Here is a 13,265-nt window from a genome sequence, read left to right on the forward strand (position 1 = left end):
GTTTACCCTACCCATTTACGCGCATTGCGGAACAAGCGCATCCACGAACCGTCTTCCGCTTTACCGGAGCGCGCATCGGGATGCCAGGAATGCTGCGTCACGCGGAACACCCGCTCCGGATGCGGCATCAGCACATTGAAACGCCCGTCAGGTGTAGTCAAACCGGTCATTCCATGCAGCGAGCCGTTCGGATTGAACGGATAGCGCTCGGTGACTTGCCCGTGATTGTCGACAAACCGCAATGTCACCAAAGCCGCGGCACTCTCGGGTTGAGCGGAAGAAAACTCAACCCTGCCTTCACCGTGCGCTACCGTAACCGGCATCCGGCTGCCCGCCATGCCGTCAAAAAACAGCGAAGGACCGGGCTGCACTTCCACCATGACAAAGCGCGCTTCAAATTGTTCCGACAGATTGCGTTTAAACCGCGGCCAGGCAGCTGCGCCGGGAATGATTTCGTGCAAGTTGCTCATCATTTGACAACCATTGCAAACGCCCAGCGCAAAGGTGTCGCCGCGCTGAAAAAACGCTTCGAATTCATCGCGCGCGCGCGGGTTGAACAGAATCGACTTGGCCCAGCCTTCGCCGGCACCCAGCACGTCACCGTAAGAAAATCCGCCGCATGCAACGAATCCTTTGAAATCGCTCAAGGAAACACGCCCTGCGATAATGTCGCTCATGTGCACGTCGATCGCGGTAAAACCGGCGCGATCGAACGCCGCCGCCATTTCCACATGCCCGTTGACGCCTTGCTCACGCAGAATGGCCATGCGCGGACGCACGCCGGTTTGGATGAACGGTGCGGCAATATCGTTACTGGCATCGTATTGGAGCGCAACCTGAAGACCGGGATCGGCGCTATCGAGAATGCGGTCGAATTCCTGTTGCGCACAGACCGGATTGTCGCGCAGTTTTTGCATCTGATAGGTGGTTTCCGACCAGGCGCGTTGCACATCCACCCGTTTCTCCGCCAGCACCGCTTTGTTATTGCGCATCAGACGGATTTCGTCCGACCGGTTCAATTGTCCGATGATAAAACTGGCATCGCGCAACCCCGCATCGGCCAGCACGTGCATGACCTCTTGACGTTGCGCGGCGGCAATTTGGATCACCGCCCCCAATTCCTCATTAAACAGCACCGCAAGCATGCGTTCCAGGAAACGCCCTCCCAGTTGTTCCGGGCGCAATTCCGATCCGTCGAGATCGCTGTACTGCGGATCGAAGCACAATTGATCCAGATTCACCGTTATGCCCGTATGCCCGGCAAACGCCATTTCGCACAGCGTTACAAACAGGCCGCCGTCGGAACGATCGTGATACGCGAGTAATCTGTCCGTTACATTGAGCTGCTGAATCGCGTTGAAAAAATTACGCAATTGCTGCGCACCGGTTTCACCGTCGATATCCGGCGCATGATTGCCGACTTGTTTGTACACCTGCGCCAGCGCCGAACCGCCCAAGCGGTTCTGCCCTCGCCCTAAATCGATCAGGATCAATTCGCTGTCGCCGCAATCGGTGCGCAACTGTGGCGTCAAAGTTTTACGCACATCCGTCACCGTGGCAAAAGACGAAATAATCAACGACAGCGGCGCTGTGACTTCCTTGCGCGCGCCCGCTTCGTCCCAGGCGGTTTTCATCGACATCGAATCTTTCCCGACCGGAATGCTGATGCCCAATTGCGGGCACAATTCCATGCCGACGGTGTGCACCGCGTCGTACAATCCGGCATCCTCGCCCGGATGTCCGGCGGCCGCCATCCAGTTGGCCGACAACTTGATATGTTGAATGTCATTGATCGCTGCGGCAGCGATATTGGTAATCGCTTCACCGACCGCCATGCGCGCCGCGGCTTTGGGGTCGATCAGCGCCAGCGGCGTGCGTTCGCCGATGGCAAACGCTTCGCCCAGATCCGTTTGGTATCCCATGCTGGTCACCGCGACATCGGCCACCGGAATCTGCCACGGACCGACCATTTGATCGCGCGCCGACAAACCACCGACACTGCGGTCGCCGATGGTAATCAGAAAACTCTTATCAGCGACCGCGGGCAAGCGCAAAACCCGGTACGCGGCTTCGGTCAGTGTCACACCCGACCAATCGAGCGCAGGAAGAACTCGTTCTCCATGCACCACATCGCGCGTCATTTTGGGTGGCTTGCCGAGCAAAACCGGCAGCGGCATGTCGACCGGCGGTGTAGGCGATTGCGGATCGGCGACCACCAGTTGTTCGTCGCCGGTTGCCTCGCCAACGACGGCGAACGGACAGCGTTCGCGCTCGCAGATGCTTTCAAACAACGTCAGCGACTCCGGTTTGATCGCCAGCACGTAGCGCTCCTGCGCTTCGTTGCTCCAGATTTGCATCGGCGACATGCTGGTTTCCTCGAACGGCACTGCGCGCAAGTTGAAACGCCCGCCGCGCCCGGAATCGTGCACCAATTCCGGGAAGGCATTGGATAACCCCCCCGCTCCCACATCATGAATGAACAGAATCGGGTTTTCGCTGCCGCTGCGTTGCAATTGCCAGCAGCGGTCGATCACTTCCTGCGCGCGCCGCTGCATTTCCGGATTGCCTCGTTGCACCGAATCGAAATCCAGCGCTTCGGTATTGGCGCCGGTATCCATGCTGGATGCCGCGCCACCGCCTAAACCAATCAGCATGCCGGGGCCACCCAATTGAATCAGCAGCGCGCCTGGCGGGAATTTTTCCTTGCGCACATGGCGGTCGGAAATCTGCCCGACGCCCCCCGCCAGCATGACCGGCTTGTGATAACCGCGCATTTCCCCGCCCACACGCTCTTCAAAGGTGCGGAAATAACCCGCCAGATTGGGGCGGCCGAATTCGTTGTTGAACGCCGCGCCGCCAATCGGCCCTTCCAGCATGATTTGCAACGCCGAAGCGATGCGCCCCGGTTTGCCGTAGCTTGACGGATCCCCGCCTTGACCGGCTTCCCACGGTTGCGTGAAATCCGGAATGTTCAGATTGGATACCGAGAAACCGCATAACCCGGCTTTCGGTTTTGCGCCGCGCCCGGTCGCGCCTTCGTCGCGGATTTCCCCGCCGACACCGGTCGCCGCGCCGGGAAACGGTGAAATCGCGGTCGGGTGATTATGCGTTTCGACCTTCATCAATACATGCGTTTTTTCTTCGGCGTAGCCATAAACCTGCCCGCCGCCCGGATAAAACCGCTGGATGGTTGCGCCTTCGATCACGCTGGCATTATCGGCGTACGCCACCAGCGTGCCTTGCGGGTGGGTTTGGTGCGTGTTGCGAATCATCGCAAACAGCGATTTATCCTGTGGCTTGCCGTCGATCACCCAATCGGCGTTGAATATCTTATGGCGGCAATGCTCGGAATTCGCCTGCGCGAACATCATCAGTTCGACATCGGTCGGATTGCGCTGCATTTGCTGAAAGTGATACGCCAAGTAATCAATTTCATCCGCCGATAGCGCCAGCCCCATCGTTTGGTTCGCTTGCCGCAGCGCATCGGCGCCGCCGCCCATCACGTCAACCGTGTTGAGCGGTTGCGGTGCAAAATGCTGGAATAGTTTGGCCGCATCGTCGAACGAATAAAACACCGCTTCGGTCATGCGATCGTGCAGCAATGCCTTGAGACGCGCTTTATCTTCGGCGGAGAGCGGCGCATCGCATTGAATGTAATAGGCAATGCCGCGTTCGATGCGCTCGACCGCCGCCAATCCGCAGTGCCGCGCGATATCGGTGGCTTTGGTCGACCACGGCGAAATCGTGCCGGCGCGCGGCAACACCAGAAAGAATTCACCGGGATGCCGCGCATTTTCCTGCGTTTGATCGTGGTTGAGCAATTTGCGCAATGCGTTCAGCTCAGCGTCTTGCAGGTTTCGTGTGACCGAACAGAAATGCCAGTATTCGCTATTCAGCGCGGATACCGGCAGATTCAGCGTGTTAATTTGCTTGCGTAATTTTTCCAGACGAAACGGGGAAAGCGCACGTCCACCACAGAATTGGAGCATTAGAGGAAATAAGGCGGTAATTTAAAGATTGCAATTTTACACGAGAAGATGTACTTATCGCTGATCATCCAATCCGCGTACAACTATGATATCCGCCGACCCGGTTTTTCTCACCGCTGAAATCCGCGACATTGAACAACAATCGGCAAGGCTGCCCAAACCGCCCCGCTTGATGGAAAAAGCAGGTTTGGCGGCGGCACAAGTGATCCGCGATCAGTTGTTGAAAGGCCCGGGGCATCAAATCCTGGTGCTGGCCGGGCCGGGTAACAACGGCGGCGATGCCTTCGTCGTGGCGCGTTATTTGCAGGAATGGGGCAACGCCGTCACCGTGGTATTCGGCGGCGACGGCAACCGTGTTCCGCCGGATGCCAAACAAGCCCTGCACGCTTGGTTCGATATTGGTGGCGACATTTACGACGAGATACCGGATTGCGACCGAAACTGGGATATCGTGGTCGACGGCTTATTCGGCATCGGTCTGGATCAATCGCAACATCGCCCGATTGAAGGAAAATACCGCGACTGGATTGAAACCGTCAATCCAATGGCGGTTCCCATCGTCGCACTGGATATTCCATCCGGGCTGGGTAGCGACGACGGTTGCATTTACGGCATCGCCATTCGCGCCACGCTGACGATCACTTTTATTGGTTTAAAACCGGGCTTGTACACCCATTCCGGGCCGGAATGCTGCGGAACGATTGTGTTGCGCGACTTGGATATTCAGCTGCCCGCACCGCCCGAACCGCGCACTTGGCTGCTGAATCAGAAACTTGCGCAATCGTTACTGCCGCCTGCCCGCCGCGCCAATAGCCATAAAGGCACGTTCGGTAACGTTGCCATCCTTGGCGGTTCAGCTGGTATGACCGGCGCGGCATTGTTGGCAGGCCGCGCTGCCTTGCACTTAGGCGCGGGGCGTGTCTATCTCGGTTTGCTGGCAGACAATGCGCCGCCGGTTGATTTCTCCCAACCGGAGCTGATGCTGCGTGCGCCGTCCGGATTGTTCACGCTAGCACCGCTCAATTGCTTGATCGTTGGCCCCGGTCTGGGGCAATCGGCGGAAGCATTGCCGTGGCTGGAGAAAGCGCTCACCAGTGATTGCACACTGATCATCGATGCCGATGCGCTCAATCTGATCGCACAACATTCACCACTGGCGAAGACACTCGGTCAACGCCATGCTGCCACCATCCTGACACCCCATCCCGCCGAAGCGGCACGCCTGCTGAACACCGGCACCGCCGCCGTGCAGCAAAACCGCATGAATGCAGCGCTGCAAATCGGACAGCAATTCAATTGCCATGTCGTGCTGAAAGGTGCGGGCAGCATTTGCTGCTTCCCGGATGGAACACGCTACCTGAACACCAGCGGCAATCCCGCGCTCAGCACCGCCGGAACCGGCGATGTTTTAGCCGGAATGATGGGCGCGTTGATCGCCCAAGGTTTGAATCCCGGGCACGCATTGTTACTGGCCGTTTATCTGCATGGCGCCGCAGCGGACCGCTGGGTGCAGCAACATCATGGAATGGTAGGGATGGTGGCGTCGGAAGTGATTGCTGAAGCGCGGCTGTTGCTGAATGAGTGGGTTTACCGGTAGTTTTTTAACCTTGATCCGCTCGATTCCGTGCAAATCTGATTGCCATTCCATTGTTCAATTTCATTCCCTACTCACAAATGCAATGAAAAACCAGATGAATTCCTCCGGTTAGACCATTTATCCATGCCGGCTTTCTGTTCATTCGCCGCATTGCTAAGTGAGATTAGCATTTTGATTTTAAATGATTTATCTTGAATATTACACAATTCCACACTATGATGAAGGTGGAAAATTTGAATCGTTTTCCATTCAACTCTGCTTGCGGCGGCAGGCAGTCGTCTCTAAATAACCATTTGAGGAATCAAAAATGATAAAAAAATCCCTGACCGTCTCAGCCATCATGGCTGCAAGCGCAGCATTTATGCTGACTGCTACACCATTGGCAATGGCAGCGTCCTATAAAATCAATATTGTAACACTCTACTCTTCCTCAACCCCAAGCGGAGTCTACAATTTTGCTGACATGGGCAGTCCAAGCCCGGATACCGGTTTTGTCATCTTCACCAACGGGGGAACTTCAACCTTCTCCGGTACCATTGGGCTGAATGCTGTTTCCGGTTCTGGTACTGATTTTTCCTACTCGCATGTTTTAACACTGTTACCCGAACAATCGGCAGTTTTTGCCGTCAACAGCGAATCGAGTAATTTTGGCGGTTATAACGGTCCCACTGGCAGCACACAAAACGGTGTTGAAATGTACCTGAACGGTTCATTCGATGGTGACGCGCCTGTTTTGCTGTCCGTGTTTGACAAAGACGTACATTCCGGTGTTTTCCAAACCAATCCCTTCGGCGTTAGCTTAGACAACTACGTGCTGCAAGGGGGAGATCCCTTCGGTCGTGATACCGGTGATGCTTTTGAAGTAGGCCAAGCCGATGGCCATTTTCAGTTTATTTCTGTAGTTCCTGAACCGGAAACCTACGCGATGTTGTTAGCAGGTCTGGGTTTGATCGGATTCATGGCCAATCGCAGAAAACAACAAGCTGTTTAAGTCTTACATCATCACTACTAAAATAAACTCTGCTCTGGCAGAGTCAGCAAATGGGTCACTGGTTACATTGAACAGCCTCTGAGCAAAGTCTCACGAGGCTGTTTCATTTTTGGCATAATTCCCGTTCTTAATACAACCACGCACATAATATTTGAAGGGATCCAATGGCTATACGCACTGTTAAACGGGAAAAATTCTTCAGGCTGTCCGCCGGATTATTACTGACTTTACTGATTGTTTCGTCGAGCGCGCAAGCGGACCAACCGCCACCGAACACGGAACTGATTGAATTACCGCAAGATGCCATTCAGAAGCTAAAAATCGATGCCGGATTCGGCTGGGGGATTTTCAGCGGTACGATCTACAACGGCAACGACCATTACCATATCGCGCAACTCGTGGTCAGCATGACACCGGTACATGACCATCATCATATGCACATGCATGCGAACATGTCGCATGATCCGAAGGTGCATCAGATCGATCTGGATCTGCCACCGCTATCCAAGGGCGCGCTATCGATGGCTTTGCCCGATGATGTCGCCGGTGTTCATGATTTCAATTGGGAAATTCTAAAAGTGACGGGTTATCCGGTAAACAAATGACTGATAATATGCAACAATCATTGAAAAATATCCGCAACATTCTGCTCTATACGGCAGCAATCTCGCTGATTTCATTGGCGCATTTTATTTACGCCTACTCGGTTCATCCCATCCCGGAAGAACGCGAAACGTTCCTCACCGAAATCGGTGAAGGGTTTGGCAAAGCGGGGCTGGCGCTGCTGGTATTTATTTATTGTCGCACCTTATTAAAACTGGCGCTGGGTCAGGGAAAATTGGCGCAGCGTCTGCTCCCGGACTATATCGCTCCGCTTGAATCATCGCAGTTGAATCGTTTATTGATCTGGTTGAACCGCACGCATATTTATTTCGGCATCGCGGCGGTTGCCGTCATTTTGCTGCATATCGGGATGATGGGATTTTCGCGTTACAGCCATATTCTTTTCTTTCCGGCTTTATTGGCGCTGGTACTTTGGCAGGGGGTTTTCGGTTTGTTTTTGACTTTGCGCTATTCGCCGGTCGAGTTCAAGAAATTTTCCTATTTGGTGCATGCACAATTCGTCACCGGCATCGCGATCGGTGTTTTCGCTTTCTTCGGCCATGTGCTGATCGATGATTGATTTCATCTTTCGATCACTGGCTTGCAATCCTACAACCCTACCGGTTCCCGGCCGGTAACCATCGCTATCGTCCCATTGCATAACGGAAAAAGACGATCGCTATCCTCTTTATCGGTACACAGTGTATGATCATGCGCTGATATTCCGAGAATCATTATATTTGGCATTCCAATCCGTTCCTATTTGAAAAAACCATATGGATAGCGCATCTCACATTAAGATACTGATCCTTGATGACGACACCTTCATGCTCAAGCTGCTGTCGCGGATGCTGGTCAAGCTCGGTTATACCGCTATCGCAACCTGCGACAATGGTTCGGATGCGCTCAAAAAAATCGATCATGCGGATACACGCCCGGATTTGATCCTGCTTGATTTGAATATGCCGGATATGGACGGCATTGAGTTTGTCCGCTACCTGGTGGATCGCCAATATCACGGCAAGCTGGTTCTGGTCAGTGGCGAAGATGAACGGATGTTAAAAACCGCCGAAAGGCTGGTGCATGCGCACAAGATACCGATGCTCGGCTATGTGCATAAACCGGTCGATCCCGCTAAATTAGCGGAAATTCTGCTGGGATGGACCGCGGATGTACTAAATCCACTGTCCCCCAGCCGTAAAACCTATAGCGCGGACGATATTAAATCGGCCATTGCTCATCAGGAGCTGGTGAATTATTACCAGCCCAAAGTATCGGTTGAAAACGGTGACGTGATTGGCGTGGAAACGCTGGTACGCTGGCATCACCCGCAAGATGGCGTGATCATGCCGGACCGGTTTATTCACATTGCGGAAGACAACAATTTGATCGACGATCTGACGCGTTTGGTGCTGACGCAAGCGATCGTTCAGGCAGGGAAATGGCATCAAAGCGGACTCACATTGCGCGTGTCCATCAATGTCACCATGGATAATCTCGCTTCTTTGCATTTTCAAGACATGGTGGTCAATCTCGTCAACGAGAATAATCTGCCACCGCAAAAAATCGTCATCGAAATTACCGAAAGCCAAGTCATGGGGCCGGATGCGCGCATTCCACTGGAAATTCTCACCCGCCTGCGGCTCAAACGGTTTCATTTGTCCATTGACGATTTCGGCACCGGGCACTCATCCCTGGCGCAACTACGCGATATTCCCTTCAATGAACTGAAGATCGATCAGGGCTTCGTGCACCGCGCCTGGAGCGACGATACGCTGCGCGCCATTTACGACGCCAGCTTGGCGATGGGCAAACAGCTCGGTATGGACATCGTCGCGGAAGGCGTTGAGGATCGCAACGACTGGGAACTTTTACGCGAGACCGGATGCGATATGGCGCAAGGGAATTTTATATCCGAGCCGCTGCTTGCCGACGACTTGCCCCGCTGGATGGAAGAATGGCAAAACCGCGTGCACGCCGGGTTATTGGATAATTTCCCGGCATCCTAGTCAAACAGTGTCAGGCATTTTTCCCGCTTTGCGAGCATAACCCATCGAGATAGGCTTTGACTTCTATCAGCTGCGCGTCAAACTGCGGTAGCAGCACGGCCAATTCCGCCGCATCGTTATTTTTCCCCGCTTGCTCCATCGCCGCGCAGAGCTCACCCAGCGCCAGCGCACCCACGGAACGCGAAGACGATTTCAGTTTATGCGCCAATGATCCGGCTGTAGCAAACTGGCCTGCTTGATAGGCGGCGTGCAGTTCGATTGCGATTTTTTCCGCACTGGCGCGAAAATCCAGCAGCATTTCCTGAATCATGGCCGGATCGTCGCCGACCAATTTTTCCAGCACCTGCACATCCACCGGCACCACAGCCGCTACCGCTGCGTTTGCAGTTGCAGTTGCAGTTGCAGCTGTGAGTACGGAAATAACAGACTGCACTGCTGCCGGTTTTTCATCCGGTAGATATTGCTCCAGAATCCGGCGTAAATCCTCAAGTTGCACTGGTTTGCTCAGATAATCGTCCATACCGGCATTCAGGCAATGTTCCCTTTCGCCCTTCAACGCATTAGCAGTCAACGCGACAATCGGTATGTGTTTCCAGGTTGAATTCTGGGAACGTATTTCCTGCGTCAATTCAAAGCCGTCCATTTCGGGCATATGCAAATCGGTCAGCAGCAACGCGTAATTGCAGTTCTGCAATCGTTTCAGCGCTTCACGCCCATCGTTGGCAATATCCGCAGCATAGCCGAGCAAGTTGAGCTGCTGGCGGATGACTTTCTGGTTGATGTCGTTATCCTCCGCCACCAGGATGAGCTTACCCTGCCGCAAAGCTTCATCGCGCGGCATCGGTACCGGTCCGGATTTCAGTAAATTGACAGCCGGTGCGGTTTCCGTGTTCATTTCCACCTTGCCGGCGGCGATCGCCATTGCACGCAGTAACGATTGACGGTACATGACATCGCCGTCCAATGTAATGATATCGATATCTTCGATGCGCGCTTGCCGGCGGCGGCCACGCTTGATCACGACAAAACGCGGTTCGATGGAAGATTGCGCTGTTTCCGGTGCGGTTTTCGCGGCGCCTGCTATTTTTTTCGCACGAGCATTAAACGCGGCGCGCAATTCCTTGATGAGCGGCACATGCTGCCCGGCATCGATGACAACCAGCCATAAACCCGGCGCAAGCCCCTGAATAAATTGATCGGCGTGATCAAGATCCGTTATTTGCTCAACCTGTGCACCGGCGCTTTTTAAGTAAACAGCCAGATCATTGCTCAGACTATCGTTGTCACCCAGAATCAAGCAATTCATGCCCTCCAGATCTTCGATCTTGTGATCGGCAACGGTAGCTGCCGGCAGCGGTTTGAATGGCATCTGAATGATAAAGGTGGAGCCTTGTTGCGGCTCGCTTTGCACGGTTATTTCCGCATCCATCAGCTCCGCAAGGTGATGGGAAATCGCCAAACCAAGCCCGGTCCCGCCAAAGCGCCGTGTGGTGGAAGGATCGCCTTGGGAAAAAGATTTGAAAAGCTTTTCCTGCGTTTCCTTATCCATGCCGATGCCATTATCGGTTACCTGGAAGGTCACCACTACCTGATCCGGATTCGATTCCGTCAATAATACCCGCACCGAAACCTTGCCTTGTTTTTCCTGTTTACTGGAAAACTTGATCGCGTTATTGATGATATTCACCAGCACTTGACGCAAACGCAGTGGATCGCCCAATACATTTTCCGGGATCGCGGGATCGATGAAGAGCGTCAGCTCGACTTTCTTACTCAGCGCCAAGTGCGCCAGCATGCCGCATGCATTTTCGATGATGCTGGCCAGCGGCATCGGTATTTTTTCGATTTCCAGCTTACCCGCTTCGATTTTGGAAAAATCGAGAATGTCTTCAATAATGGCCAGCAAGGCATAAGCGGAATCACGGATCAGATTGGCCATTTCCATTTGATAACCACTCAAACTGGTCTGCCTGAGCACGTCGATCATACCGATCACGCCGTTCATCGGTGTGCGGATTTCATGGCTCATGGCGGCCAGAAACGCCGATTTGGCTTTACTGGCTTGCTCCGCATCAAGCCGGGCTTGCCTGAGTTCCTTCATAATGTGCACATGTTCACGGATATCGCGCATGACACCGGTAAAATGCCGCTTCCCTCCGACAAAATATTCACTGACCGCAAGATACAATTCAATCCGCTCCCCGTCCTTGCGCACACCTTCGACTTCCCGGCCCAAACCGATCCCATGCGAACCGGATAAATAAGCACGGCCGACATACTCCTGACCATGCCCGGTGCGGCAATAATTTTCCATATAGCCGATATGCTTGCTGCGATCTGGTTCAGGCACGATGATGGATATATTCTGGCCGATCATTTCCTCGTGGCTGTAACCGAATAATTTTTCCATCACCGGATTGGCGGAAAGAATCGTGCCGATTTCATTGGTGGTCACCACGCAATCCACCATGTGTTCGACCACCGAACGCATTTCTTCCTCTTTGATCGCCAAAGCCGCATTGGCGCGCTGCAAATCCGCGGTTCGCGCCGCAACGCGGTGCTCCAATTCCAGATTGAGCTGCACCAGATTTCCTTCCGCTTTGTTGCGTTCCTGATCGCTGGCATTCAGCTGCTCCACCATAAAGTTGAAGGTATTCGCCAATTGCCGCATTTCATCCCAGCCCTCAATCGCCACACGTTGATGCAGGTTTCCCGCTGAAATCTCCATGGCACTGCGATTCAAATGCTTCAGAGGATCTACAACGCGGCGATTAAACAGAACAGCGCCCAATATCGCGGCAAGTAATGTTAGAACCAGAATGACCAAGCCGATAAAATGTACCTTATATACTGAGGCAAAGGCTTCTTCAGCATCAATGTGCACCACGATGCCCCATTTCATGAGTGGCAAGTAGCGCCAGGCGGCAACCACTTCCTTGCCGCGATAATCTAACGTCAGCGCCCCGCCAGAATCGCCATTCAGGGCATTTCGAATGGCTTCCGCAGAAGGTATATTGAGAGAAATCCTGCGTTCCAATGCAGCAGCGGAATCGTATTTTAACGGCGCCATGACTAATGCAGTCTGAGCGTCTTCGAGGCGCACCACAACCGTTTCACCACTCTCGCTAAGCCCGACATTATTCGCAATCACTGCGAATACGCGTTCACTAAAGATTTGCAACGCTAATACACCTTTAATTTCACCGTTTATTATGACCGGCGTCGCAACAAATGCAGCGATTGCGCCCCTGGATGGCGCATATCGCTCAAAGTCGGAGATACTGCTTTTTAAATTATCCAGCGCATAACGCGTGACTTTACCAAGTCCCGTATCGCGATACGGACCTGTGAGTAAGTTAGTTGCAAAATCAGATTCATGCGCTTGCGTATAGACGATATCGCCCTTAGTGGAAATCAGAAAAATATCGTAATATTTCGCTTCCTCAACAAAGCGTTTGAAATTTTCACGATAACTGGCGTCCAATTCGCGATAATCGTCTGAATCCACCCCGCTTTGTTCAAAAATTCTGGAAAATTCTATAAGCGCTTTGTGTGTCGTACTGGAATCGCGCACCAAGCTGGAATCAAGAAAGCGTTCCTTCAAATAGCTGTCGATCTGCTCGATCTTTTTATCCGCGATCGCAGATACATTGCGGATAGCCGATTTTTTTATTTCCTTCTCAAACGTGTGCAACAGGCTATTGCCAATCACTAATATAGGCAGCAAAGAGACCAATGTGAACCAGACAGCAAAACGCTGTGTCAGCGACGTGAATTTCATCAGTTCCTCCTTGCATGAGCTGCAAACCGGGTTTTTTAGCCTGTTCCTGTATTTGATCAGAAAATCAAACAGGATGAAACAATAACAGTTTTGGATTGATTAAGTGCTATTGATAGCGGCTTATAGTATCCCGGCTAATCTTATTGCGTTCGGATGCCGTAATCCCACCCAGAATTATTTCTATACTTCAGCACCACGACAGCCGACACTTAATTTGATTCATGAATCTCATCCAAACTGTAAGAAACACCGGCTAAGGAAAGCAAAGGAATAAAAAAGTGTTGTTAAAAATAAT

Annotated in this window: 7 protein-coding genes; 5 read left to right on the forward strand and 2 right to left on the reverse strand. The window is 52.9% G+C overall.

What is annotated here, in order from left to right; all coding sequences use genetic code 11:
* Positions 1-2: 2 nt before the first annotated feature.
* Positions 3-3,989 (reverse strand): phosphoribosylformylglycinamidine synthase, encoded by a 3,987-nt coding sequence (purL, locus tag ABD07_RS09295; RefSeq protein ID WP_160818052.1) that lies wholly within the window; start codon positions 3,987-3,989, stop codon positions 3-5.
* Between the two features lie 85 nt (positions 3,990-4,074).
* Here purL and ABD07_RS09300 point away from each other — a divergent pair, with 85 nt between their 5' ends.
* From ABD07_RS09300 to ABD07_RS09320, 5 genes are all read left to right on the forward strand, one after another.
* Positions 4,075-5,586 carry an NAD(P)H-hydrate dehydratase gene (locus ABD07_RS09300; RefSeq protein ID WP_160818053.1) on the forward strand — a complete coding sequence of 504 codons (1,512 nt, stop codon included), beginning with the start codon at positions 4,075-4,077 and terminating at the stop codon, positions 5,584-5,586.
* A 307-nt stretch (positions 5,587-5,893) separates the two neighbouring features.
* Complete coding sequence (locus ABD07_RS15020; RefSeq protein WP_240142499.1) at positions 5,894-6,577, forward strand: PEP-CTERM sorting domain-containing protein; 684 nt, start codon at positions 5,894-5,896, stop codon at positions 6,575-6,577.
* A gap of 164 nt (positions 6,578-6,741) precedes the next feature.
* Positions 6,742-7,182, forward strand: coding sequence for a hypothetical protein (locus ABD07_RS09310; RefSeq protein ID WP_108699530.1), 441 nt, complete (start codon positions 6,742-6,744; stop codon positions 7,180-7,182).
* A complete protein-coding gene (locus tag ABD07_RS09315) occupies positions 7,179-7,760 on the forward strand; it encodes a hypothetical protein (RefSeq protein WP_240142500.1) in 582 nt (193 codons plus the stop codon). Before ABD07_RS09310 ends, ABD07_RS09315 begins: the two co-directional genes overlap by 4 nt.
* Positions 7,761-7,956: 196 nt before the next feature.
* A complete protein-coding gene (locus tag ABD07_RS09320; protein WP_160818054.1) occupies positions 7,957-9,189 on the forward strand; it encodes an EAL domain-containing response regulator in 1,233 nt (410 codons plus the stop codon).
* Positions 9,190-9,199: 10 nt separating this feature from the next.
* Here the strand turns inward: ABD07_RS09320 and ABD07_RS09325 are convergent, their stop codons facing one another.
* The gene (locus ABD07_RS09325) at positions 9,200-12,970 is read right to left on the reverse strand and encodes an ATP-binding protein (RefSeq protein WP_160818055.1); all 3,771 of its coding nucleotides are present in this window, start codon (positions 12,968-12,970) and stop codon (positions 9,200-9,202) included.
* Positions 12,971-13,265: the final 295 nt, after the last annotated feature.

This window comes from Nitrosomonas oligotropha (genome assembly GCF_009833085.1).
GTDB classification, from domain to species: domain Bacteria; phylum Pseudomonadota; class Gammaproteobacteria; order Burkholderiales; family Nitrosomonadaceae; genus Nitrosomonas; species Nitrosomonas oligotropha.

Excerpts from the sequence above, each read along its gene's own strand:
- ABD07_RS15020 (WP_240142499.1), top strand. The coding sequence starts at position 5,894 with ATGATAAAAAAATCCCTGACCGTCTCAGCCATCATGGCTGCAAGCGCA.
- ABD07_RS09320 (WP_160818054.1), top strand. The coding sequence starts at position 7,957 with ATGGATAGCGCATCTCACATTAAGATACTGATCCTTGATGACGACACC.
- purL (WP_160818052.1), bottom strand. The coding sequence starts at position 3,989 with ATGCTCCAATTCTGTGGTGGACGTGCGCTTTCCCCGTTTCGTCTGGAA.
- ABD07_RS09325 (WP_160818055.1), bottom strand. The coding sequence starts at position 12,970 with ATGAAATTCACGTCGCTGACACAGCGTTTTGCTGTCTGGTTCACATTG.
- ABD07_RS09310 (WP_108699530.1), top strand. The coding sequence starts at position 6,742 with ATGGCTATACGCACTGTTAAACGGGAAAAATTCTTCAGGCTGTCCGCC.
- ABD07_RS09300 (WP_160818053.1), top strand. The coding sequence starts at position 4,075 with ATGATATCCGCCGACCCGGTTTTTCTCACCGCTGAAATCCGCGACATT.
- ABD07_RS09315 (WP_240142500.1), top strand. The coding sequence starts at position 7,179 with ATGACTGATAATATGCAACAATCATTGAAAAATATCCGCAACATTCTG.